Origin of the sequence: Pantoea sp. ARC270 (assembly GCF_003236725.1) — a bacterium.
GTDB lineage: Bacteria > Pseudomonadota > Gammaproteobacteria > Enterobacterales > Enterobacteriaceae > Pantoea > Pantoea anthophila.
The window spans coordinates 12318-37350 of sequence record NZ_PUGA01000027.1; the positions used below are offsets into that span (position 1 = coordinate 12318).

The window sequence follows — 25033 nt, forward strand, 5'->3', positions numbered from 1 at the left end:
GACATTATGAATCTGGATGAAATGGTGGCGCTTAGTGTAAAGCATAATGCGGCCGATCTGCACCTTTGCAGCGGACATTTGCCCTACTGGCGGCGGCAGGGGAGGCTGGAGGCGATTCCGCAGCAGGGCCCGCTCTCGGCCGCCTGGATGACGGAGTTTATGGCCCGCTGGCTCAGTGAACCCCAGCGCCAGCAGCTGGCGCGTGACGGGCAGATCGATTTCGCCCTGAGCCTCGCCGACGGTCAGCGTCTGCGCGCCAGTCTGTTTATGCAGCGCAACGGCCTGTCGCTGGCGCTGCGCCTTATCTTTGCGGTCTGTCCCACGCTGGAGAGCCTGCAGCTTCCCGCCGTGGTGCCGACGCTGCTGGAGCAGCAGGATGGATTGATTCTGGTCACCGGGGCGACCGGAAGCGGCAAATCCACCACGCTGGCGGCGCTGGTGGATGCGCTGAATCGCCAGCAGGCACGCCATATCATCACGCTGGAAGATCCCATTGAATTTATCCACCACAGCCAGCAGTCGCTGATACAGCAGCGTGAAATCGGCCTGCACTGCCCCTCTTTCTCACTGGGCATCAGAGCGGCGCTGCGGGAAGATCCCGATGTGATTCTGCTGGGCGAGCTGCGCGACAGCGACACCATCCGTCAGGCGCTGACGGCGGCGGAAACGGGGCATCTGGTGCTGGCAACGCTGCACACCCGCGGCGCGGCGCAGGCGGTGGACAGGCTGGTGGATGTCTTTCCGGCGGAGGAGAAACCGCTGGTGCGAACGCAGCTGGCGGGCAGCCTGAAAGCGGTCATTGCGCAGCGGCTGGTGCCTTCCGTTGCCGGATCGCGCATCGGGCTGTTCGAGATCCTCGTTGCGACACCGGGCATCATTCATCTGATTCGGGAGGGCAAGATGCACCAGATCCCCGCTCTGTTGCAGACCGGCGCACAGGCCGGTATGCAAACCTTTGAGCAGAGCAGGCTGGCGCGTGAAGCTGCCGGACTGATCGCGTCAGGTCAGTAGTGGTTCTCGAACCAGTCCTGCAAAATGATGGCGGCCGACTGTGAATCCACCGACCCTTTGCTGAGCGCACGATAACCGCCACGTTCGAAGAGACCCGCACGCGCTTCGACGGTGCTGAGGCGCTCATCCTGCAGCTCGACCCGGATGCCAAACCGACCGTGCAGGCGATTGGCAAATTTTCGCGCCCGGGCCGTTAACGGCTGTTCAGTGCCATCCATATTGAGGGGTAGACCCACCACCACGAAATCGGGCTGCCACTCTTTCAGCAGCTTTTCAATGAGCAGCCAGTCTGGCGTACCATCCTGGGCTTTCAGCGCCGCCAGGGGGCGGGCGCTGCCGGTGAGTTGCTGACCGACGGCGACACCAATGCTTTTGGTGCCGAAGTCGAAACCTAACAGTGTTTGCGTTGACATCAGGCGTGTCCGGCGTCGCTGGCCATGTTGTGAATATCGACGCCGATGCTGCGCGCCGCTTCGCGCCAGCGCTCTGCGATAGGCGTCTGGAACAGGATATTGCTGTTGGCAGGGGTCGTGAGCCAGGCATTTTCCATCAGCTCATTTTCCAGCTGATCTTTTTCCCAGGCGCAGTACCCCAGCGCCACCAGCACATTTGTGGGCTGAGAGGCGGTGCCAATCGACTCCAGCACGTCACGGGATGTGGTGATGACGGTGTTGTCGGAGACACGAATGCTGGAGGTAAAAGTCCGTTGCGCTGAGTGCAGAATAAAGCCGCGATCTTCCGCCAGCGGGCCACCGGTGAAAACCGGCTTATCCAGCCTGATGGCCGGGTCGCGATCGTCAGCAGAGATTTTCAGCTTCTTCAGAATGCCTTCAACCGTCAGGTTTTCCATGGGTTTATTGATGATCAGTCCCATTGCACCTTCTTCGTTATGTTCGCAGAGATAGACCACGGAACGCTTGAAGAAAGGGTCCTGCAATGAAGGCATGGCAATCAAAAAGTGATGTTGTAAATTCATTCTCACACGATGTACCAAAAAAATAACCGGCACGCGACGGCCGCACCGGTATTGGGTTGATCACGGAGCCTCGCCCCGGCGTCTTGCTCAGCCCAGGCGTTTCTCAATGGCATCCATCAACATGCCGGTGATGGAGATCGGGAACGCAGCCTCAATTTCACGAATGCAGGTCGGGCTGGTCACGTTAACTTCAGTCAGTTTATCACCGATGATGTCGAGACCGACAAAAATCAGTCCTTTTGCTTTCAGCGTCGGGCCAACACGGCGCGCAATTTCCCAGTCGCTTTCGCTCAGTGGACGGGCTTCACCGCGCCCACCGGCGGCGAGATTGCCACGCGTTTCACCGCCCTGCGGGATACGCGCCAGGCAGTAAGGGACCGGCTCGCCATCCACGACCAGCACACGCTTGTCACCCTCTTTGATAGCCGGGATATAGTTCTGCGCCATGCAGAAGCGGCTTTCGTGCTCGGTCAGGGTTTCCGTGATGACGCCAAAGTTAGGATCGTCCTGCTTCACGCGGAAGATAGAGGCGCCGCCCATGCCATCCAGCGGTTTCATGATGATGTCGCCGTGCTCCTGCCAGAAGGCGCGCAGCTGCTCTTTGCGGCGGGTCACCAGGGTCTCAGGCGTGAACTCTGCAAACCAGGCGGTGTAGAGCTTTTCGTTACAGTCACGCAGGCTCTGCGGTTTGTTCACGATCAGCGTTCCCAGCTCTTCTGCGCGCTCCAGAATGTAGGTCGCATAGATGAACTCGGTGTCGAAAGGGGGATCTTTACGCATCAGGATCACATTCAGGTCAGCCAGCGGGATTTCCTGCTCGCTGCCGAACTGATACCAGTTATCCGCATTCTGCTCAACGCTCAGCAGGCGGGTGCGGGCAGAGGCGACGCCACCGCGCATCGAGAGATCGTGCATCTCCATGTAGTGAATTTCGTAACCACGGCGCTGTGCTTCCAGCAACATGGCGAAGCTGGAGTCTTTTTTAATATTGATGGACGAAATAGGGTCCATCACGATGCCAAGCTTAATCATTATTATCTCCTCGGTAAGGCGTTGATCGCCTCGTTCGGTTCGGTCTGCAGTGGGCCGAACAGTCAGGACACTATGCCTGCTCTCTCACCGCCGAAAGTATCGCTTAACCCAGGTCGCCAAACCTCACCTGAAGTGCCGTAATGGCGGTCAGCGCGGTGGTTTCGGTTCGCAGAACCCGTGGGCCAAGCAGGATGTCCGTAAAATCGTGCTGCGCCGTCATCGCAATCTCGTCCGCTGACAGGCCGCCTTCCGGGCCAATCAGCAGCCGGACACGCTCCACAGGCTGTGGCAGCGTGTTAATACTCTGGCTGGCACGCGGATGCAGGTTGAGCTTCAGACCGCTGTCCGCTTCCGCACACCAGGCTTCCAGCGTCATCGCTTCACGAATTTCCGGCACGCGATTGCGGCCACACTGCTCACAGGCGGCAATCGCAATTTTCTGCCACTGCTGGATCTTCTTCGCCAGACGTTCAGCATCAAGCTTTACGCCACAGCGCTCGGAAAACAAGGGTGTAATGACGTTCACGCCCAGTTCAATTGATTTCTGGATAGTGAATTCCATTTTTTCACCGCGCGACATCACCTGACCTAAATGCAGATGCAGGGGTGACTCGCGATCGTCCGGCTGGCTCTCTGTGACCGATACTTTTACACGCTTTTTATCAACATGCGTGATCTCTGCTGCAAAAGTCAGATTAGTGCCATCAAAGAGTTCCAGACGCTGGCCTGCCGTCATCCGGAGGACCCGGCCCACATGGTTGGATGCATCTTCATCCAGAGTAATTTCACTGCCGATGTTCAGAGGCGCGGCGTGATAGATGCGAGGTATGCGCATAAGGTTCCTGAGACCGGACGCCGCGCTGCAGCGGCGTCATGGGAAAAGAGCTAGTGTAGGGCAGGGATTTTAGCGCTGGCAAGCCTGCTGCACATAAGGATTGTGATTGCCCTGCACCCTGGCAATCCGCTGGTCGCGTTCGCACTCCCACGGCGTGACAGGATAGAGCTTATCCCAGGCGGTAAACAGCTGCGTCTGCTGGCGTGAAATGCGCAGATGGTACTGGTCGCGCATATAGAAATAGGTACGGGCAATCGCGCCCCGCGCCCGCGCAGGCGGCTCCGCCTGTTTCAGTTTGAAGTCGATCTTCATCTCACACTGACCATACTGCTTCTCGCTGCCGTTCCACTGACTGTAGGCGAAGTTGCCGCGGTCGCCATTCACTTCACCCACCGCAGGCTGCAGGTTGTGCAGATCGGTTTCGATGCGGCGATAGTCGGGGTCTTTGTTGCAGTTTTTGCGGCCACCGTCCTGCCAGCACTGGCGCTGATGTCCAAACTCCCACGCAGGCATCACATGTTCCCACTCAATGCGTGCGGCGCGATTCGCATTTTTGCGCACCTGATAGCCACAGCTGTTGAGATCGGGAATGCCCTTTTTTCCCTGCCATGTAATTTTACAGCCACAGTAAAAGGAGCCCGGTGCATCGGCGTTAATCGCCGCAGCAAAGGTTTTCGCCTGCTGAAAGTTATTCTGATGATAGTTATTCAGGTTGATAGCGTCAGCGGCAGGGGCAAACAGCAACGCCACCGCCAGACTTAAAATGCGAGACATATTCCAGCTTCTGTTCAGTACAAAAAAGGCGGCAGGTTAACAGAATGTCCAATAGGGCGGAATGGGGATTAGTCTCAGGCTGGCACAAACTCGCCCGCGGTCAGCAGGCTTCCGCAGTGCACGCAGCGATACTCACTCTCTTTGCGCACCACCCGATTGTGGCGCCGCACCGTAAGCTGGTGCTGCTGGCAGTGACAGCGATAGGCAAAGGTCTTGCTGCGCACGGAAGCGATCTCAAACTGATGGGTGCGCCGCGCCGGAACGCCCAGCACCTGCTCCATCATCCACTTCCACTCTTTGCCGTGCGGCGCAACGCGACCAAACTGTTTCCAGACCAGCAGATGCGCCAGCTCATGCGGCACCACTTCATCAATAAACGCCTGCTGATTTTCCAGCAGCAGCACCGGATTAATGCGTATTTCCCAGGCGGCCAGCCAGGCCGTGCCCGCCGCCGTGCCGCGCTGCTGGTAGAGCAGGGCAGGTTCCGGGTAGTCCGTTTTCAGGGCCTGATTGGCACGCGCAAGCGACTGGCGCAGCGAGCGCATCACCGCCTGCTGCAGGGCAATAGGGAGACGAGGTGTTTTCATGGTGTTCAGGATAATCATCGCTGCCCGGGAACTCAACATAACCCGCGAAAATGGCAGCAGCGTGGCTATAATCTGCCGCCCCGTTTCCGGCACGGCAGGCGGCGGCCACAGGGTGGTCAGACGCGGCGCGGCAGCGGCGGAAATTTCCGGATTCAATATGGTTATCGGCGTTTTTAGAATATCCTATTGATAAGGTTCACTGCAGCGTGAACCGATGAGATGCGACAGGCACAGTGTACGGACAACGCAATGAAAAATAATAACATCAGGAAGCAGCGCATTGTGCTGGTGACCGATTTAATGGCAGGTCGCGGCGGTATGGAGAATGTGACCGGTCAGCTGATTACCGCGCTGAATGCAGAGGCCGGAACGGAAGCGGGGCTGTTTATTATCAACAGCGGCGAAGAGAGCCACTCCCGTGCCTGGACCGCCAACGCTGTTTTAGCCGAGAGCGTCTGCACGCTGCGCAACAAAAAGATAAAAAATCTGATTCATACGCTGCGAATGGCCGCCTTTTTTCGCCGCTATCAGCCCGATCATGTCCTGACCCTGAATACGATTCCCTGCCTGATGACGCGCCGCGCCATCAGCCTCTCCGGCCGTAAAATCATGCTGTCGAGCTGGATGCATCTGCCCCCGCGTGAACGTTACCGTCCCCACTATCTGCTGCGGGCCGATCACCATTTCGCCATCAGCCAGCAGATTAAACAGCAGCTGGTGGATCTGGGTGCCCGCGATACAGACGTTGATGTGATCTATAACCCGGTAAAGCGCACTGAGGTGGTTATTGGCCGCCCGCAGGGGCTGAAGTTTCTCTATATCGGGCGCATCCACTTCCAGCGACAGAAACAGCTGAAAGATCTGTTTGATGCCCTGCAGCAGGTCAGCGTCCCCTGGACGCTGGAGATGGTGGGAGATGGCGAGGATCTGGCGCAGTGCCAGCACTACGCGGCGCAGCTTGGGATTGCGGATCGCATTACCTGGCATGGCTGGCAGGAGAACGCCTGGGAGTATGTCCTCCACCACATCAGACAGGTCAGCTGTCTGCTCATGACCTCCAACTTTGAGGGGTTCCCGCTGATCCTGCTGGAGGCGATGTCGCGCGGCGTCTACTGCGTCTCATCCGACTGCATCAGCGGTCCGGCGGAAATTATTCAGAACGGTCACAATGGTCAGCTCTACCCTGTCAATGACAGCATGGCGCTGGCCGCTATTCTCAACGCCATGAGAGGGGATTTCCGTTTCCCTGACCATCAGGTTATTAAAGCGAGCATCACCGGTTTTTATGAGGAAAATTATATGAAGCACCTGATGACCGTGCTTAATCGCCTTACTGAGGTTAAGCATGACGAATAAAACCGAACGCAATGGATTAACGTTACTGGTTAATTTCTCCGTGATTGCGCTCTGCCTGGCACTCTCACTGAATATGTTTGTTACCGGTCTGCCGCAAAAAATATTCTACTTCGTCTCCTATCTCTCCGTTGCCTCCATACTCTATGGCCTGGTGCGCAGACGGAGCGACTTCAGGGGAGCGGGTTTTTATATTGCGCTGTTCGCTGTTCTGATTATCTTTGCCCTGATCCGTCTGTTCTGGGCCCTCCACGTTAAGGGGATTGAGACAGCCCCCTCAACCGATGCGATAACCAATATCGGCAACTACCTCCTGGGCGCAAAGCGGCTGTTGCTGGGCGCGTTTATTCTCCTCAGCCTGGCTATTTATGGCGATCGGGTTTCCCTGACCACACTGCGTATCGGGAAAGTGCTGATTCTGATCGGACTGCTGATTACGCTGGGCTTCGGTATTCATGAGCATCTCTACACCGCGAACATCCGCATCAAACTCACGACTGAAGCGGCGTCGATGTCCTCCTACATGATTCTGTTTATCTACTGCGCCTGGCTGTGGCTGAGTCGTTTTGAGACGCATCGCTACTGGAAGGTGGCCGATGTGGTGGTGCTGGCTGTCACCTTCGCGCTGCTCTACCTGTGTGCGACCCGCGTGACCCTGATTGCGCTGATCGCCACAGGCCTGCTGTTTGTGGTGCAGAGTTACCGGCTGTCGCTGCTCACTAACTGGCGCGTCGGCACGCTGGCGGTGGGCGTCGTGGCGCTGCTGATCCTGATGACCAGTAACCGCTGGGTGGAAGGGGTGCAGGATATTGAGAACTTTGGCTCCAACAGCTCGACCTCGCTGGGTGCACGCGTGGCGATCTGGAGTGGAGCGATGAACTTTATTGAGCATCACGGCGGCTTCGCGACGCCGGATGCGCGCACCACGGAGGCGCGTCAGTTCATCATCAAACACTATCCGCTTAATGTGGAAGGCTACACCAACGTCAAATACAACATGCACAACGAGTTTCTCGAAGTGACGACGTTACAGGGATGGCTGGGGACGCTGTCGCTGGCGCTGCTCTATCTGACGACACTGGCGGGCTGGCTGAAGAAGTGCGATCTGCGCGGGGCGGCGCTGCCGATGCTGGCGCTGTTTATCACCGGGCTGACCGATTCGGTGCTGCCCTATAACCAGACTGCCACCATCTTTATCATGGCGCTGGCGCTCTGCTGCCTGCCGCGGCCTCGGCCGGACGTGCGGGTCACCCCGGTATGATAAGGGGCTGAACCAATAAAAAGGGCGGGGTTTCCAGAGAAACCCCGCCCTTTTTTTAGTGCTTAACGGTTAGTCGCGTGCACCGATGTCGCGCAGTTTTTTACCGGCCATCAGGTTACGTTCGATGTGTTCCAGCGAGACGTTTTTGGTCTCCGGAATCAGCATCAGCGTCAGCAGAATGAAGAACAGGTTAAGCAGCGCGTAGACCCAGAAGGTATTGGCGTTGCCCAGGGTATTCAGCATCGTCAGGAAGGTCGCACCCACGATCATGTTGGCGATCCAGTTGGTGGTGGTCGAGACGGTGATACCGAAATCGCGGCCTTTCAGCGGCTGAATTTCAGAACAGAGTACCCAGATCAGCGGACCGGCTGACATCGCGAAGCCAACGATGAACATCAGCAGCATGCCTACCGCGAAGTACTGTGCGCCCGGCGAGGTAATGCCAAAGTGCAGCATCGTTCCCAGCACGCCCATACCGGCAGCCATCACCATAAAGCCCAGAATCAGGGTCGGTTTACGGCCCCAGCGATCCACCAGACCAATGGCAATAAAGGTCGCCAGCACGTTGACCAGACCGACGATGACCGTACCCCACATCTGCTGCGTGGTGTTGGCGAAGCCGGCAATTTCAAAGATTTTAGGTGCGTAGTACATGATGACGTTCATACCGGTAAACTGCTGCATAACCTGCAACAGAATGCCGAGGTAGACGGCACGACGGAAGTGGCTGCTGCTGGTGAACAGACCCCAGCCAGACTGCTTGATCTTCAGGCTTTCACGAATCTCATCCAGCTCACGTTTTGCCTGCTCACTGGTGTCGCGCAGACGGTCCAGTACGCGTTGCGCATCGCGGAAGTTGCCACGTGCCGCCAGCCAGCGTGGGCTGTTTGGCAGGAAGAAGACACCGATCAGCAGCAGCAGGGCAGGGATGGTGATGACGCCCAGCATCCAGCGCCAGTTGCCGGTAAAGCTGAAGGCGGTATCAGACAGGTAAGCACCCAGAATCCCGATGGTGATCATCAGCTGATAGAGCGAAATCATACTGCCGCGAATTTTTTCTGGAGCGATTTCAGAAAGATAAAGCGGGGCGGTATAAGAGGCGACACCGACTGCCAGACCCAGCAATACGCGGGCGCTGATCAGCATTTCCGGGTTTGGCGCCATCGCCGACCAGAGAGAACCGATAACGAACAGAATCGCACCGGCCATCAGGCTCTTTTTACGGCCCAGGCGGGAGGACATCCAGCCGCTGCCGATAGCCCCAACCGCAGCACCAAACATCATGGAACTGACGATCCACTCCTGCTGATGAGCGGTAACGTTGAAGTCCTTTGCGATAAACGGCAGGGCACCGGCAATCACGCCGATATCCAGACCGAACAGCAGACCCGCAAGGGCTGCCAGAAAGCAGACAAATAAGGTCATCGCCTTATTTGAAGTTCTGCTTTTGTGTGTATTGCCAGGCATTTTAGCCTCCAGGTTTATCCATCATTGTTTTTATCAATGTTAAAAAACCTTTTACGGGAAAAAAGTGAGTCTGATCACATCAGTGTAATCGCTTACACACGCTGAAACCCTGAAATTCAGCATATTTTACCCGTAAAGATTAATTAACCAGTGAGGTATAGCACTCATTAAGTTTCTGACAATGCTCTATTTATTGGCTATCAGACGACGCTGAAAATAACGCATTTTGAACAGAATAACCACGTGCGTTAAATCTTAAATGTCAGATAAACAAAGCATTTCAATTTGTAATCGTTAACATTTTGTTGTCAGAAAAAGCGCAATGAAGTGTAGCTGAGATTAGGAAACCTGCTGAGGAGCGGCGGGAAGGTCGGGCAGAAGCGTTTTATCCGGTCAGAAGGGGGCAGGCCGGTAATGCAAAACAGATAACAATCTGCCCGTGCTGCACGCAGGCAAAGCCACTGAAAAGGCAATAAAAAACCCTGCCGGCGTGGCAGGGTTTCATGATCAGCCGGAAAACTTACAGGCCAGCCGCTTCACGCAGCAGGGCGGCTTTATCGGTTTTTTCCCATGGGAAATGTTCGCGACCAAAGTGACCGTAAGCGGCGGTCTCTTTATAGATAGGGTGCAGCAGATCCAGCATCTGAATCAGACCATATGGACGCAGGTCGAAGAATTCACGTACCAGCAGCGTCAGCTGTTCGGTCGCAATTTTCTCAGTGCCAAAGGTTTCCACCATGATGGAGGTCGGTTCAGCAACGCCGATCGCATAAGAGACCTGAATTTCACAACGGTCAGCCAGACCGGCTGCGACGATGTTTTTCGCGACATAACGCGCTGCATACGCTGCAGAGCGGTCAACTTTTGACGGATCTTTACCGGAAAACGCACCGCCACCGTGACGCGCCATGCCGCCGTAGGTGTCGACGATGATTTTACGACCGGTCAGACCGCAATCGCCCATCGGGCCGCCGATCACAAAGCGACCGGTCGGGTTGATGTGATATTTGGTTGAGGCGTTCAGCCACTCGGCAGGCAGAACCGGCTTGATGATCTCTTCCATCACCGCTTCCTGCAGATCTTTCTGGCTGATGGACTCCGCGTGCTGCGTTGACAGCACGACCGCATCGATGCCGACAATTTTGCCATCGTCATACTGGAAAGTGACCTGGCTCTTGGCATCCGGACGCAGCCACGGCAGGGCGCCGTTTTTACGCACTTCTGCCTGACGCTGAACCAGACGGTGTGCATAGGTCACCGGTGCAGGCATCAGAACGTCGGTTTCGTTGGTCGCATAGCCGAACATCAGGCCCTGGTCGCCCGCGCCCTGTTCCAGCGGATCGGTGCGGTCAACACCCTGATTGATATCCTGAGACTGTTTGCCAATCGCGCTCAATACGGCGCAGGAGTTGGCATCAAAGCCCATATCGGAATGAACATAGCCGATTTCGCGAACGGTGTTACGGGTGATCTCTTCGATATCGACCCAGGCGCTGGTGGTGATTTCACCACCAACCAGTACCATACCGGTTTTAACGTAGGTTTCGCAGGCCACACGCGCTTTTGGATCCTGTTCCAGGATCGCATCCAGCACGGCATCGGAAATCTGGTCGGCGATTTTATCGGGATGTCCTTCTGATACGGACTCGGACGTAAAAAGGTGTTTAGCCATTCTGTTCTTTACCTTAAATATGGTTTGAATTCGACTGCATAGCGCCAGTGAGGTTATCTGACCTGACGCCCCTTCAGGCAAAGCCGCGAGCAGTGAGGTTGTGTCAGCACAGCAGGCTAACACCGCCTGGATATTAACCTGTTTAGATGGAAAACCATCTGGACGGCTATTTTAGGATAGAGGATAAACCAATTACCAGCCCTTTTTCTGTTTCGGCATTTTACCTGTCAGCTTTATCGGCATAATTTGCTGACACTCCACGGAATTACCCGATAATCTTTTTGCTTTTTAGCGCCGTAAACGGTATAAAACGCCGCTGCTTCGCTAGCCGCAGCAAGGATGACGCCACTGTGTGCGTCGCGCCCGTCAGACACCGCTCTGGCTTTCACCCTGGTTGTTCTCCATGTGCTCCTGGCATATGCGGAGGTGATACAAGTAATGAACCACGCTTTTTCTTCTCCCGGTTCTCTGCGCTCTGGCGCAACACTGGCGCGCTCCTGCCTCCCCTCTGTTTCTCTTTCCAGCCGACAATATCTGCGATGCGGTAATTTTACCGACACGAGCGCTGGCTAATCTTTACCTCTGTTCTCAGGGCTTTGTCTCTTCTCTGCGTCCACGCAGTGGAACGAGACCGGTTATCTATGGTCAATAAAGATCGGGTAAATGTTCTCTGTTTAAACGGATCTGGCCAGGGTGTTTTACACTTAACTCATATGCGTGAAGCGCGCTGACGGCAACGTCAGGTGAACAGGACATGACGTTTAATGGGGTATCTGCGTTTCAGATTAGCGGCCATAAAGCCGGTTAACAGTTTCATCTTTCAACGGAAAATTGAGGTTCGCGATGTCTGACGACATGAAGAATATCAAAGGTTCGTCAGCTGGCGAACAGGGTGCACTCCGCTCCATGCAGGAGGTTGCAATGAACGATCAGGACGCGAGCAAAATGTTGCGGACGTACAACATCGCCTGGTGGGGCAACAACTATTACGACGTCAACGAACTGGGCCACATCAGTGTCTGCCCGGATCCGGATCGCCCGGATGTGCGCGTCGATTTAGCCCGGCTGGTGAAAGAGCGCGAAGCACAGGGCCAGCGTCTGCCCGCGCTGTTCTGCTTCCCGCAGATTCTGCAACATCGTCTGCGCTCTATTAACGGCGCGTTCAAACGTGCGCGTGAATCCTACGGCTATACCGGTGACTACTTCCTGGTTTACCCGATTAAAGTCAACCAGCATAAACGCGTCATTGAATCCCTGACCCAGTGCGGTGAACCGCTGGGCCTGGAGGCTGGCTCGAAAGCGGAGCTGATGGCGGTGCTGGCACATGCAGGTCAGACCCGCACGGTGATCGTCTGTAATGGTTATAAAGACCGGGAATATATTCGTCTGGCGCTGATTGGCGAGAAGATGGGCCACAAGGTCTATCTGGTGCTGGAAAAAATGACCGAAGTGCGGCTGGTGCTGGAAGAGGCGGAGCGTCTGAATGTGGTGCCGCGTCTGGGTATCCGTGCTCGCCTGGCGTCACAGGGCTCCGGCAAGTGGCAGTCGAGCGGCGGCGAAAAGTCGAAGTTTGGCCTGTCAGCGACGCAGGTGCTGAAGCTGGTCGAGATTATGCGCGAAGCGGGCCGCATCGACAGCCTGCAGCTGCTGCATTTCCATCTCGGTTCACAGATGTCCAATATCCGCGATATCGCCACCGGTGTGCGTGAGTCGGCGCGTTTCTATGTCGAGCTGGCGAAGCTGGGCGTAAACATCAAATGTTTCGACGTCGGCGGCGGTCTGGGTGTCGATTATGAAGGCACGCGCTCGCAGTCTGACTGTTCGGTCAACTATGGCCTCAATGAGTACGCTAACAACGTGATCTGGGGCATCGGGGCCGCCTGTGATGAGCACGGCCTGGAGCATCCGACGGTGATCACCGAGTCCGGTCGCGCCGTGACCGCACACCATACGGTGCTGGTTTCTAACATCATCGGCGTGGAGCGCAACGAGTTCAGCGAACCTGAAACGCCGGATGCCGATGCGCCGCGCCCGATTCTCAGCATGTGGGAAACCTGGCAGGAGATGCACGAGCCGGATACCCGCCGTTCGCTGCGTGAGTGGCTGCACGACAGTCAGATGGACCTGTTCGATATCCATACTGGTTACTCCTCCGGCACTTACGATCTCAAGCAGCGTTCATGGGCTGAGCAGCTCTATCTGAGCATCTGTCACTATATTCAGCAGCATCTCGATCCGAGCAACCGTGCGCATCGTCCGATCATCGACGAACTGCAGGAGCGAATGGCGGATAAGATCTACGTTAACTTTTCGCTGTTCCAGTCGATGCCGGATGCATGGGGTATCGATCAGCTCTTCCCGGTTCTGCCGCTGGAAGGGCTGAATAAGAAGCCGGAACGCCGCGCTGTGCTGCTCGACATTACCTGTGACTCTGACGGTACCATCGATCACTATGTGGATGGCGACGGTATCGCCACCACCATGCCGATGCCGGAATATGACCTGGATAACCCGCCGATGCTGGGCTTCTTCATGGTCGGGGCTTATCAGGAAATTCTGGGCAACATGCACAACCTGTTCGGTGACACCGAGGCGGTGGATGTCTACGCGCGCGAAAATGGCGAAGTGGAAGTGCAGCTGTCGGATGAGGGTGACACCGTGGCAGACATGCTGCGCTATGTGCAGCTTGATCCTAACCAGCTGATGTCGCTGTTCCGCAATCAGGTGCAGGCGTCCGATCTCGACGAAGAGCTTCGTGCCCAGTTCCTGGAAGAGTTTGAGAGCGGCCTCTACGGATACACCTATTTAGAAGATGAGTAATCGCATCGTTCAGCCCGCAATCGTATATTGCAGTTGCCGCTGACTATGCCGATAATCTGACTCACTCAATCCCTTCCTCGTCGGGCCTAACGACGCGGAGGGGATTTTTTTCATCTATATCTTAATGGCTTGCGGGCCTGGCCCGACTTACGCATAGAGAGAGCAATTATGTATAACACGCTTGGCAATCAGTACGACAACTCCCTGGTCTCTAACGCCTTCGGCTTCATGCGCTTTCCGCTGAACTTCCAGCCTTATGACAGCGACGCAGAGTGGGTGATTACCGGTGTACCGTTTGATGCTGCCACCTCTGGTCGTCCGGGCAGCCGCCTGGGGCCGGGCGCCATCCGCCAGATCTCCACCAACCTGGCCTGGGAAGGCTGCCGCTGGCCTTGGGATTTCGATCTGCGTCAGCGTCTGAACGTTGTCGACTGCGGCGATCTGGTTTACGCCTTCGGTGACTCACAGGATCTCTCCGATAAATTACAGGCTCACGCCGAAAAACTGCTGGCCAGTGGCAAGCGCATGATGACCTTTGGCGGCGACCACTACGTGACGCTGCCGCTGCTGCGCGCGCATGCGAAACATTTCGGCAAGATGGCGCTGGTGCACTTTGATGCCCACACCGACACCTACTCCAACGGCCCGACCTTTGACCACGGCACCATGTTCTTTACGGCGCCGAAAGAGGGGCTGATCGATCCTCAGCACTCGGTGCAGATCGGTATCCGTACCGAATTTGACCGGAGCCTGGGCTTTAACGTGCTGGATGCGGCGCAGGTCAATGACCGCAGCGTTGACGATATCCTCGCTGAAGTAAAACGCACCGTCGGCGATCTGCCGGTCTATCTCACCTTCGATATCGACTGTCTGGACCCGGCTCATGCACCTGGCACCGGTACGCCGGTCATTGGCGGCCTGACCACCGATAAAGCCACCAAACTGATCCGTGGCCTGCAGGGCATGAACATCGTGGGTATGGATCTGGTGGAAGTGGCACCGGGCTATGACCATGCAGATTTAACCGCGCTGGCCGCGGCGACGCTGGCGCTGGATATGCTGCATGTTCAGGCGGCCAACAAGGGCTGATTTGCCGCACCCCTCTGATAAGTCTGCCGGGATAATCCGGCAGGCTTTGCTGCCGTCTCCCGCCATTCCCCCTCTGCGTTTTCCCAACTAATACCCTGTCTGACCGGCTGCTGGCTTCGGCCATGCGGTTCAGGCGCAACTGCACATCAGCAACTAAACTTAGTGACATCAATTTTCGACGTGGAGGCAATCATGGGCTTTCTTGATGAACTGGCGGGCTCACTGCAGGGCAGTCAGAGTGACGGGCATCTGCCCGGCCAGCTGCAGGCGGTGTGGCACTGGGTACAGGAGCAGGGCGGCATTGAAGTGCTGCTGCAAAAATTTCAGCAGGGCGGGCTGGGTGAAGTCTTTAGCTCGTGGATTGGCACCGGCAGCAATCAGCCGGTCGCGCACAGCGATATCCACTCGGCGTTTGGTCAGGCGGAACTGCAGTCACTGGCGGATAAGCTGGGAACCGACGTTAAGGGCGCAGCAGGCACGCTGGCGGTGATTCTGCCGCAGCTGATTGACAGGATGTCACCGCAGGGGCGCATGGATGAGGCGTCACTGCATGAGAATAAACTCGATTTAGGCTCAATGGTGGATCAGATATTTAAGCGCTGAATCAGCCAGAGCCGAAAGGTATCAGGCGCATCGCCCTGAAGGATGATGCGCCTGATTGTCTCTTATTTCGCGTCGGCAGCAATGCGATCGCGGATATGCTGAGCGCGCGCTTCTGAAGCCGGGTGGGAGTCAAACATTGAACTCTGACGGCCCTGTTCCAGCTTCGCCAGTTTCTCAAAGCTGGTGACCAGCCCCATCGGGTTAATGTTGCGCTTCTTCATCAGGTCATAGGAGTAGTCATCCGCCTGTGACTCCTGCGACTGGGAGAACTGCGCGTTGACCAGTTTCTCACCCAGTTCGCCCAGCTGCGACTGCGACAGCGAACCGATCACCCCGCCAACCGACGCGGCAGCCGTGCGGGCCGCAGTGGTGGCATATGCCAGCTGCATCGCTTTACGGGTGTGGCCCAGCGCAACGTGACCCATCTCATGGCCCAGAACCCCTTCGACTTCATTATCGGTCATCATATCCATCAGTCCGCTGTAGACACGGATACAGCCGTTTGCCATCGCCCAGGCGTTGACATCTTTCGTCTGGTAAACCTTATAGTTAGCCGGGACGCCATTGATGTTGTCACCCAGCGCGGCGGCAATCTTGTTCAGACGCTGCTGATATTGGCTGTCAGCCGGCGCGATCTGATTCTCTTTGTCCATCTGCTCACAGGACTTATCGCTCAGCTGCTTAACCTGATCGTCGCTCAGCGTGTAAGCCTGATAGGCCTGTGCGCCTGACTGCATCAGCGCGTTATTGTCCAGCCCCTGACAGCCGCTCAGCAGCGTCGCCAGTCCAAGCGCTAATACCGTTTTCTGGATTTTCATGCTCTATCCCATTCATAACAAGGTAAGAAAAACAAACACCTGAAACCGTGCCAGGTGAATAAACGTTTTGGTTATAGCCTGCCAGTCTGCACTTTGCTAGCAGAGTTGGCCGGAAAAGCCATACGAAGCGGTGACATTTAGCGTTTTACAGCATGTACTTTTGCCCCGATTTTCATGTACATTGATGGGCAACTTTTTCCTTGTTTTGCCCGGTAACTCATTAATAACAATAAGTTAAGGCGCGAAGCATTAATCCGACCTGGAGTAGAAAATGCCCTCTCGTAAAGAGCTTGCCAACGCCATTCGTGCGTTAAGTATGGATGCAGTACAGAAAGCGAAATCGGGACATCCGGGTGCCCCAATGGGTATGGCGGATATCGCTGAAGTACTCTGGCGCGGTTACCTGAACCACAACCCGACCAACCCGCAGTGGGCTGACCGCGACCGTTTCGTGCTTTCCAACGGTCACGGCTCCATGCTGATCTATAGCCTGCTGCACCTCACCGGCTACGATCTGCCGATGAGCGAACTGGAAAACTTCCGCCAGCTGCACTCAAAAACTCCAGGTCACCCGGAATATGGCTACACCGCCGGCGTTGAAACCACCACCGGTCCGCTGGGGCAGGGCATCGCTAATGCGGTCGGTTTTGCTATCGCTGAGCGCACCCTGGCCGCGCAGTTCAACCGTCCGGGTCATGACATCGTAGACCACAATACCTATGTCTTCATGGGCGATGGCTGCATGATGGAAGGCATCTCGCACGAAGTCTGCTCACTGGCGGGTACGCTGAAGCTGGGCAAACTGGTGGCCTTCTATGATGACAACGGTATCTCTATCGACGGTCACATTGATGGTTGGTTCACCGATGACACCGCTAAGCGCTTTGAAGCTTACGGCTGGCACGTTGTGCGCGGCGTTGATGGTCACGATGCGGATGCGATTGCTAAAGCGATCGACGAAGCGAAAAGCGTCAGCGACAAGCCATCACTGCTGATGTGCAAAACCGTCATCGGCTTCGGTTCGCCGAACAAAGCGGGCACCCATGATTCACACGGCGCACCGCTGGGTGATGACGAAGTGGCGCTGACCCGTAAACAGCTGGGCTGGAACCACGCACCGTTCGTTATCCCGTCAGAGATCTACGCTGAGTGGGACGCGAAAGAAGCGGGTCAGGCGAAAGAGTCCGCCTGGGATGAGAAATTCGCGGCTTACGCGCAGGCTCACCCGGAACTGGCCGCTGAGTTTAAGCGTCGCATCAGCAATGAGCTGCCTGCTAACTGGCAGGAAGAGTCTCAGAAATTTGTTGAGCAGCTGCAGGCGAACCCGGCGAAGATCGCCAGCCGTAAAGCCTCACAGAATGCGATTGAAGCCTTCGGTAAAATTCTGCCGGAATACCTGGGCGGTTCAGCTGACCTGGCGCCGAGCAACCTGACTGTCTGGTCGGGCTCTAAGCCGATCAATGAAGATGCGGCAGGTAACTACATCCATTACGGCGTGCGTGAATTCGGTATGACCGCTATTGCTAATGGCCTGGCGCTGCACGGCGGCTTCCTGCCTTACACGGCCACCTTCCTGATGTTCGTTGAGTATGCGCGTAACGCTGCGCGTATGGCGGCACTGATGAAGATCCGTCAGATCATGGTCTACACCCACGACTCCATCGGTCTGGGCGAAGATGGCCCGACGCACCAGCCGGTTGAACAGATGGCCAGCCTGCGCACCACGCCAAACATGAGCCTGTGGCGTCCGTGTGACCAGGTTGAATCTGCCGTGGCGTGGAAATACGCGATTGAACGTCAGGATGGCCCGACGGCACTGATCTTCTCCCGTCAGAACCTCGCGCAGCAAGCGCGTGACGCTGAGCAGCTGGCTAACGTGGCGCGCGGCGGCTATGTGCTGAAAGATTGCGACGGCACGCCTGAGCTGATCCTGATCGCCACCGGTTCAGAAGTTGAACTGGCTGTCGGTGCGTGGGACAAACTCACCAGCGAAGGTCGTAAGGTGCGTGTCGTCTCTATGCCTTCAACGGATGCCTTCGACAAGCAGAGCGATGCGTATCGCGAAGCCGTTCTGCCAAAAGCGGTCAGCGCGCGCGTGGCTATCGAAGCGGGCATCGCAGATTACTGGTTCAAATACACCGGTCTGAATGGGGCCATCGTCGGCATGACCAGCTTCGGCGAATCAGCGCCTGCGGATCAGCTGTTTGAACTGTTTGGCTTTACCGTCGACAACGTTGTGGCGAAAGCCAAAGCGCTGCTGGCGTAAAAAACCGGTCAGGCGGGCCTGAACCCGCCTGGCGCTAAACGCAGAGGGACGACTTTTTCGTCCCTCTCGCTCTTTTATTCCTGCAGTAATAACCTGTTTTCGCCTCGATTTGTGACGCAGATCTAAATATAAGCAGTCAGATTGATCACAGTCATTCCCGTTATTCCTTCCTTCTATTATTGTAGCTGAACCGTTTCAGTCGCCAGGCAACTTGCCCTGGTTTCGGACAATGCCGGGTAAGAATCTCCTGTACAAAATGCAGTGAAACGCTCAGGCTAACGGCACGTTTTTTTCAGTCTGACGTGGCAGGAGAGAAATGACGGTACGGGTAGCAATAAATGGTTTTGGCCGGATTGGACGCAACGTTCTGCGCGCGTTATATGAAACGGGCCGGCGGGCGGAGATTACGGTGGTGGCGATCAACGAGCTGGCGGAAGCCACCGGGATGGCGCACCTGCTGAAATATGACACCAGCCATGGCCGTTTTGCTTTTGATGTGCGGCAGGAGCGCGATGTGATGTGGGTGGGGGGCGATACCCTGCGCATTCTGCACCGTGCAGAGATTGCCGATCTGCCGTGGCGTGAACTCGACGTTGATGTGGTACTGGACTGCACCGGCGTTTACGGTTCGCGCGCGGATGGCGAAGCGCATCTTCAGGCGGGTGCCAAAAAAGTGCTGTTCTCTCATCCCGGCGGAAACGATCTCGACGCGACCGTGGTATATGGCGTTAATCAGCAGGATCTGAGCGCCAGCGACCGCATCGTCTCCAATGCCTCCTGTACCACCAACTGCATTATTCCGGTGATTAAACTGCTGGATGATGCGTTTGGCATCGAATCCGGCACCGTCACCACGATTCACTCGGCGATGCACGATCAGCAGGTGATCGACGCTTATCACAGCGATCTGCGCCGCACCCGAGCAGCCAGCCAGTCGATCATTCCGGTCGACACCCGGCTGGCGGCGGGCATCACCCGCATTTTTCCGAAATTCAACGATCGCTTTGAGGCGATAGCGGTTCGCGTCCCGACGATCAACGTGACGGCTATTGATCTCAGCGTTTCTGTTCGTCAGGCAGTGAAGGCGTGCGAGGTTAACACCCTGTTGCAAAGCGCGGCAGAGGGGGCATTTCGTGGTATAGTTGACTATACGGAATTACCGTTAGTCTCTGTAGATTTTAACCATGATCCGCACAGCGCCATTGTGGACGGAACGCAAACGCGGGTCAGCGGTCAACACCTTATCAAGACCCTGGTCTGGTGTGACAACGAATGGGGCTTTGCTAACCGAATGCTCGACACGACGTTAGCCATGGCCGCAAGCGGTTTCAGGTAAGACGCGGTTTGCGTCTGGCAAAACTTATGAGAATCAACGAGAGGGTTCACCATGTCTGTAATTAAGATGACCGATCTGGATCTGGCTGGCAAACGCGTGCTGATCCGTGCCGATCTCAACGTACCGGTTAAAGAAGGTAAAGTGACGTCTGATGCACGTATCCGTGCTTCTCTGCCCACCATTGAAGCGGCGTTGAAACAGGGCGCGAAAGTAATGGTTACCTCTCACCTGGGTCGTCCGACCGAAGGTGAATACAACGAAGAGTTCTCGCTGCTGCCGGTCGTGAACTACCTGAAAGAGAAGCTGAGCGGCACCAATGTGACCCTGGCAAAAGATTATCTCGACGGCGTGGAAGTGGGCGCTGGCGAACTGGTGGTGCTGGAAAACGTTCGCTTTAACAAAGGCGAGAAGAAAGATGACGAAGCGCTGTCTAAAAAATATGCTGCCCTGTGCGACGTCTTCGTGATGGACGCGTTTGGTACTGCACACCGCGCGCAGGCCTCTACCCACGGCGTCGGCAAATTTGCGCCTGTTGCCTGTGCCGGTCCGCTGCTCTCCGCTGAACTGGAAGCGCTGGGCAAGGTGATGACCAACCCTGAGCGTCCGCTGGTCGCTGTCGTGGGCGGTTCTAAAGTTTCAACCAAATTTGATGTGCTGCAGTCGCTGGTGAAAATCGCGGACACCGTGATTGTCGGCGGCGGCATCGCCAACACCTTCGTGGCTATCGACAATAAAGTCGGTAAATCCCTGTATGAGCCAGACTTCGTTGAAGCCGCGAAAGGCCTGCGCGATCAGCACGGTATTCCGGTTCCGACTGACTCACGTGTCGGCACGGAATTCTCCGAAACTGCACCAGCGACCGTGAAAAAGGTTTCGGAAGTGGCGGATAACGAAGAGATTATGGACTTCGGTGACGAAACCGCACAGGCGATGGCTGCCATCCTGAAGGATGCGAAAACCATCCTGTGGAACGGCCCGGTGGGCGTATTCGAGTTCCCTAACTTCCGTAAAGGCACCGAAATCGTGGCGAACGCCATTGCAGACAGTGAGGCGTTCTCTGTGGCTGGCGGCGGCGACACCTTAGCGGCGATCGACCTGTTCGGTATTGAAGACAAAATTTCCTACATCTCTACCGGTGGCGGCGCGTTCCTTGAGTTCGTGGAAGGCAAGAAACTGCCTGCCGTCGCCATGCTGGAAGAGCGTGCGAAGCAGTAAACCTTTGGGGGTGATGCCCTGCGGCATCGCCTGAAGTCTTGCCCGTCTGGGCGTTTAAATCGACGTTCCTTAAGGGGAACAACGGTCACGAAACAGGACACAATCATGTCTAAAATTTTTGATTTCGTAAAACCCGGCGTTGTCACTGGTGATGACGTACAGAAGATCTTCAAAGTCGCGAAAGAGAACAAATTCGCACTGCCAGCCGTAAACTGCGTCGGCACCGACTCTATCAATGCCGCACTGGAAGCAGCTGCGAAAGTTAAAGCACCAATCATCATTCAGTTCTCCAACGGTGGTGCGGCTTTTATCGCGGGTAAAGGTTTCAAGACTGATAAACCACAGGGCGCCGCTATTTTCGGTGCAATCTCGGGCGCACACCATGTTCACCTGATGGCTGAGCAGTATGGCGTGCCGGTAATTCTGCACACTGACCACTGTGCCAAGAAACTGCTGCCGTGGATCGACGGTCTGCTGGACGCGGGTGAAGAGTACTACCAGAAAAACGGTAAACCGCTGTTCTCTTCTCACATGATCGACCTGTCAGAAGAGTCTCTGGAAGAGAACATCGAAATCAGCAGCAAATACCTGGCGCGCATGGCGAAACTCGACATGACCCTGGAGATTGAACTGGGCTGCACCGGCGGTGAAGAAGATGGCGTTGATAACAGCCACATGGACGCATCCGCACTCTACACCCAGCCAGAAGATGTGAACTACGCGTACGAAAAACTGCATGCGATCAGCCCGCGCTTCACCATTGCGGCGTCATTCGGTAACGTTCACGGCGTGTACAAGCCAGGCAACGTGAAACTGACCCCGACCATTCTGCGTGATTCGCAGAAGTTTGTGTGTGAAAAACATGGCCTGCCGCACAACGCGCTGGACTTCGTTTTCCACGGCGGTTCAGGTTCTTCAGCAGCAGAGATCGAAGAGTCTATCAGCTACGGCGTGATCAAGATGAACATCGATACCGATACCCAGTGGGCAACCTGGGACGGCATTCTGCAGTACTACAAAAAGAACGAAGGCTATCTGCAGTCGCAGCTGGGTAACCCGGAAGGCGACGACAAGCCAAACAAAAAATACTACGACCCACGCGTCTGGCTGCGTTCTGCCCAGGCGTCTATGGTGGTCCGTCTGGAGCAGGCTTTCAAAGAGCTTAACGCTGTCGACGTACTGTAACACCCTGGTGGTTACCGTATAAAAAAGGCCCGAAAGGGCCTTTTTTTTGCTTTTTTTTCAGCAGATTTATGTCAGAGGTCATGCAGGTTTGGCACACCGGCATTTATTGTTTACCCTTTTGTCAGGGATTGTCAGAGCGGTTCTGACAATGTGGTCTCATTCCCTTTGGGATTTAATTACAGGATGGTTACATGCAGGATACGGGCATGATCGATGAAATCAACAACGCGGGAAACTGGATTATACGAAATCAGGAACTCCTGATTAGCTATGCGGTAAACATCGTCGCCGCGATTGCGATTATCGTGGTAGGGCTGATGATTGCGCGCATCATCGCCAATGCGGTCAATCGTCTGCTGCGCGCGCGTCACATTGATACCACGGTCGCTGACTTCCTGTCTGCGCTGGTACGCTATGGCATTATCGCGTTCACGCTTATCGCCGCACTGGGGCGTATCGGCGTCCAGACCACCTCGGTCATTGCTATTCTGGGTGCAGCCGGTCTGGCTGTGGGCCTGGCATTAAAAGATTCCCTGTCAAACCTGGCGGCGGGTGTGCTGCTGGTGATTTTCCGCCACTTCCGGGCCGGTGAGTTTGTCGATCTGGGCGGCATCATGGGTACGGTCATGAACGTACAGATCTTCTCCACGACCCTCAAATCGGCTGACGGCAAGCTGGTGGTGGTGCCTAACGGTAAAATCATCACCGGTAACATCGTTAACTTCTCGCGCGAGCCGATACGCCGCAATGAATTTATCATTGGCGTCTCTTACGATGCGGATGTTGATCAGGTGCTGACGCTGCTGCGCGAAGTAGTTGATGCTGATAGCCGTGTTCTGCAGGAGAAAGGCGTGCAGGTGGGTCTGAATGAGCTGGCGGCCTCCTCAATGAACTTTGTGGTGCGCTGCTGGAGCAACAGCGGAGACCTGCAGGATGTTTACTGGGATCTGCTGAAGAACTTTAAGCGTGCGCTGGATGGAAAAGGGATTGGCATTCCTTATCCACAGATGGATGTGCATCTGCACCGTGTTAAAAAGCCGGAGACCGCCGCGCCAGAGACAATCGCGCCACAGGCCCAGCCGGAGTGATCGTTTTATGGGCGACCCCGGTCGCCCATTCATTTTGCTAATCGCAGATTAATTCTTTCAATTTCCGCTAATCATCGCCCCCTCTTATACTGCTTCACATCTGACGATGTGAGGACATAATTCTGTGATATCTCTCTACTTTCAGGGGCTTGCCCTGGGTGCCGCACTGATTCTGCCGCTGGGTCCGCAGAACGCCTTTGTCATGAATCAGGGGGTAAAGCGGCAGTATCACCTGATGACAGCGGCGCTCTGCTCGCTGAGCGATATTCTGCTGATTTGCGGCGGTATTTTCGGCGGAAGTGCACTCCTGAGTCACTCTCCGCTGCTGCTGGGGGCAATCACCTGGGCGGGCGTGGCCTTTCTGCTCTGGTACGGCTGGGGCGCGCTGCGTCACGCCTTTCGCGGCGATGTCGATCTGGCAGAGGGGACGTCGCGCAGGCAGAGCAGGGGACGGATCGTGGCGACGCTGCTGGCGGTGACCTGGCTCAACCCGCACGTCTATCTTGATACCTTTGTGGTGCTGGGCAGCCTTGGCGGTCAGTTGCCGACCACCGCGGCGCGTCAGTGGTTCGCGCTGGGAACCATCAGCGCCTCTGTCCTGTGGTTTTTCGGCCTGGCCGTGCTGGCCGCGTGGCTCTCACCGCGTCTGCGCACTGCGACGGCACAGCGCATCATTAACCTGCTGGTCGGCGCAGTGATGTGGTTTATTGCCCTGCAACTGGCGCGCCAGGGTATCGCCGCTTTCTGAACAGAACGCGAACAGCCTGCGGTTATTGCCGCACCGCTGGCGAACTTTTGCCATAATGACCACTCAAAGCATGGCGCATACCGATGCGCTGCTGGGCTTCGCCGGTTAGAAGCCGTCATAGTGACCTTTTCAAGGAGGACTTTCATGAAACTGAAAGCATTGGCTCTGGCCGCAATCATGAGCGCCGGAGCACTGCCTGGCGTACACGCTGATGAGTTACCAAATGGGCCGCACGTGGTGACCTCAGGCAAGGCAACAGTCGATGCCCGTCCCGATATCGCCACGCTCTCTATCGTGGTGAATGTCTCATCCAAAGATGCCGCCGATGCGAAAAAGCAGGCGGACAGCCGGGTTGCACAATATTTCGATTTTCTGCAGAAAAACGGCATTGAGAAGAAAGATATCGATGCGGCTAACCTGAGTACCCAGCCAGAGTACGATTACACCAAAGAGGGTAAATCTGTCCTGAAAGGCTATCGCGCGGTGCGTCAGGTTCAGGTCACTCTGCGTCAGCTGGACAAGCTGAACGATCTGCTGGATGGCGCACTGAAATCGGGTCTGAACGAGGTGCGCAGCGTCGAGTTAGGCGTAGCAAACCCGGAGAGCTACAAAGAGCAGGCACGTAAAGCGGCGATTAAGAATGCGACTCAGCAGGCCTCACAGCTGGCTGAAGGCTTTAACGCGAAGCTGGGCCCGATCTACAGCATCCGCTATCAGGTCGCTAACTATCAGCCGATGCCGATGAACCGCATGTATAAAGCGGCGGCAGCAGCCGATACCTCAGCCCAGGAAACCTACGATCAGCAGAGCATTAACTTTGACGATCAGGTCGATGTGGTGTTTGAACTCAAGCCCAACGCGCCATAATGTAAAACGGGGCTGATGTCCCGTTTGAAA

Annotated in this window: 22 protein-coding genes; 13 read left to right on the top strand and 9 right to left on the bottom strand. The window is 55.9% G+C overall.

Annotated elements, in window-relative coordinates:
- The first annotated feature begins 6 nt into the window (after positions 1–6).
- Positions 7–1011, top strand: a complete 1005-nt coding sequence (locus CKF42_RS13025; RefSeq protein WP_111208361.1) for a type IV pilus twitching motility protein PilT — start codon at positions 7–9, stop codon at positions 1009–1011.
- On the opposite strand, the gene ruvX is transcribed toward CKF42_RS13025, so the two are convergent.
- The 6 genes from ruvX to CKF42_RS13055 all read right to left on the bottom strand — a co-directional run bounded on the left by ruvX (position 1005) and on the right by CKF42_RS13055 (position 5215).
- A complete protein-coding gene (gene ruvX, locus CKF42_RS13030) occupies positions 1005–1424 on the bottom strand; it encodes a Holliday junction resolvase RuvX (protein ID WP_009087141.1) in 420 nt (139 codons plus the stop codon). The two genes, CKF42_RS13025 and ruvX, sit on opposite strands and share 7 nt — an antisense overlap.
- Entirely contained in the window at positions 1424–1987 is a 564-nt protein-coding gene (locus CKF42_RS13035; RefSeq protein ID WP_009087140.1) for a YqgE/AlgH family protein, read from the bottom strand. The genes ruvX and CKF42_RS13035 overlap by 1 nt, the downstream gene beginning before the upstream one ends.
- A gap of 87 nt (positions 1988–2074) precedes the next feature.
- Positions 2075–3019, bottom strand: coding sequence for a glutathione synthase (gene gshB, locus CKF42_RS13040; RefSeq protein WP_111208362.1), 945 nt, complete (start codon positions 3017–3019; stop codon positions 2075–2077).
- Between the two features lie 103 nt (positions 3020–3122).
- A complete protein-coding gene (gene rsmE / locus CKF42_RS13045) occupies positions 3123–3854 on the bottom strand; it encodes a 16S rRNA (uracil(1498)-N(3))-methyltransferase (RefSeq protein WP_009087137.1) in 732 nt (243 codons plus the stop codon).
- Between the two features lie 69 nt (positions 3855–3923).
- Positions 3924–4628, bottom strand: coding sequence for a deoxyribonuclease I (endA, locus tag CKF42_RS13050; RefSeq protein ID WP_009087136.1), 705 nt, complete (start codon positions 4626–4628; stop codon positions 3924–3926).
- A gap of 74 nt (positions 4629–4702) precedes the next feature.
- Positions 4703–5215: a SprT family zinc-dependent metalloprotease gene (locus CKF42_RS13055; protein WP_084690465.1), complete on the bottom strand. Its 513-nt coding sequence runs from the start codon at positions 5213–5215 to the stop codon at positions 4703–4705.
- A gap of 249 nt (positions 5216–5464) precedes the next feature.
- On the opposite strand from CKF42_RS13055, the gene CKF42_RS13060 reads away from it, so the two are divergent.
- Complete coding sequence (locus tag CKF42_RS13060; protein ID WP_199559872.1) at positions 5465–6571, top strand: glycosyltransferase; 1107 nt, start codon at positions 5465–5467, stop codon at positions 6569–6571.
- Positions 6561–7829 (top strand): O-antigen ligase, encoded by a 1269-nt coding sequence (locus CKF42_RS13065; protein WP_199559874.1) that lies wholly within the window; start codon positions 6561–6563, stop codon positions 7827–7829. The genes CKF42_RS13060 and CKF42_RS13065 overlap by 11 nt, the downstream gene beginning before the upstream one ends.
- Positions 7830–7898: 69 nt before the next feature.
- Here the strand turns inward: CKF42_RS13065 and CKF42_RS13070 are convergent, their stop codons facing one another.
- Both CKF42_RS13070 and metK read right to left on the bottom strand, forming a co-directional pair.
- Entirely contained in the window at positions 7899–9296 is a 1398-nt protein-coding gene (locus tag CKF42_RS13070) for a sugar porter family MFS transporter (RefSeq protein ID WP_009087132.1), read from the bottom strand.
- Between the two features lie 520 nt (positions 9297–9816).
- The gene (metK, locus tag CKF42_RS13075) at positions 9817–10968 is read right to left on the bottom strand and encodes a methionine adenosyltransferase (RefSeq protein WP_009087131.1); all 1152 of its coding nucleotides are present in this window, start codon (positions 10966–10968) and stop codon (positions 9817–9819) included.
- Positions 10969–11811: 843 nt separating this feature from the next.
- On the opposite strand from metK, the gene speA reads away from it, so the two are divergent.
- The 3 genes from speA to CKF42_RS13090 all read left to right on the top strand — a co-directional run bounded on the left by speA (position 11812) and on the right by CKF42_RS13090 (position 15480).
- The gene (gene speA, locus CKF42_RS13080) at positions 11812–13788 is read left to right on the top strand and encodes a biosynthetic arginine decarboxylase (RefSeq protein WP_009087130.1); all 1977 of its coding nucleotides are present in this window, start codon (positions 11812–11814) and stop codon (positions 13786–13788) included.
- Between the two features lie 168 nt (positions 13789–13956).
- Entirely contained in the window at positions 13957–14877 is a 921-nt protein-coding gene (speB, locus tag CKF42_RS13085) for an agmatinase (RefSeq protein WP_009087129.1), read from the top strand.
- Between the two features lie 192 nt (positions 14878–15069).
- A complete protein-coding gene (locus CKF42_RS13090) occupies positions 15070–15480 on the top strand; it encodes a YidB family protein (protein ID WP_009087128.1) in 411 nt (136 codons plus the stop codon).
- 62 nt (positions 15481–15542) lie between these two features.
- Here the strand turns inward: CKF42_RS13090 and CKF42_RS13095 are convergent, their stop codons facing one another.
- Positions 15543–16298: a M48 family metallopeptidase gene (locus tag CKF42_RS13095; RefSeq protein ID WP_058958125.1), complete on the bottom strand. Its 756-nt coding sequence runs from the start codon at positions 16296–16298 to the stop codon at positions 15543–15545.
- A gap of 271 nt (positions 16299–16569) precedes the next feature.
- Between CKF42_RS13095 and tkt the strand changes: the two genes are divergently transcribed.
- The 7 genes from tkt (at position 16570) to CKF42_RS13130 (ending at position 25003) form a co-directional block, all read left to right on the top strand.
- Positions 16570–18564, top strand: coding sequence for a transketolase (tkt, locus tag CKF42_RS13100; RefSeq protein ID WP_009087124.1), 1995 nt, complete (start codon positions 16570–16572; stop codon positions 18562–18564).
- 316 nt (positions 18565–18880) lie between these two features.
- On the top strand, positions 18881–19900 hold the full coding sequence (epd, locus tag CKF42_RS13105) for an erythrose-4-phosphate dehydrogenase (RefSeq protein ID WP_009087123.1): 1020 nt from the start codon (positions 18881–18883) through the stop codon (positions 19898–19900).
- A gap of 51 nt (positions 19901–19951) precedes the next feature.
- Positions 19952–21115: a phosphoglycerate kinase gene (pgk, locus tag CKF42_RS13110; RefSeq protein WP_009087121.1), complete on the top strand. Its 1164-nt coding sequence runs from the start codon at positions 19952–19954 to the stop codon at positions 21113–21115.
- Between the two features lie 105 nt (positions 21116–21220).
- Complete coding sequence (gene fbaA / locus CKF42_RS13115; protein WP_009087119.1) at positions 21221–22300, top strand: class II fructose-bisphosphate aldolase; 1080 nt, start codon at positions 21221–21223, stop codon at positions 22298–22300.
- Positions 22301–22491: 191 nt separating this feature from the next.
- A complete protein-coding gene (gene mscS, locus CKF42_RS13120; RefSeq protein WP_046102504.1) occupies positions 22492–23388 on the top strand; it encodes a small-conductance mechanosensitive channel MscS in 897 nt (298 codons plus the stop codon).
- A gap of 124 nt (positions 23389–23512) precedes the next feature.
- Complete coding sequence (argO, locus tag CKF42_RS13125; protein WP_111208364.1) at positions 23513–24136, top strand: arginine exporter ArgO; 624 nt, start codon at positions 23513–23515, stop codon at positions 24134–24136.
- A 144-nt stretch (positions 24137–24280) separates the two neighbouring features.
- A complete protein-coding gene (locus CKF42_RS13130; RefSeq protein WP_009087113.1) occupies positions 24281–25003 on the top strand; it encodes an oxidative stress defense protein in 723 nt (240 codons plus the stop codon).
- Positions 25004–25033: the final 30 nt, after the last annotated feature.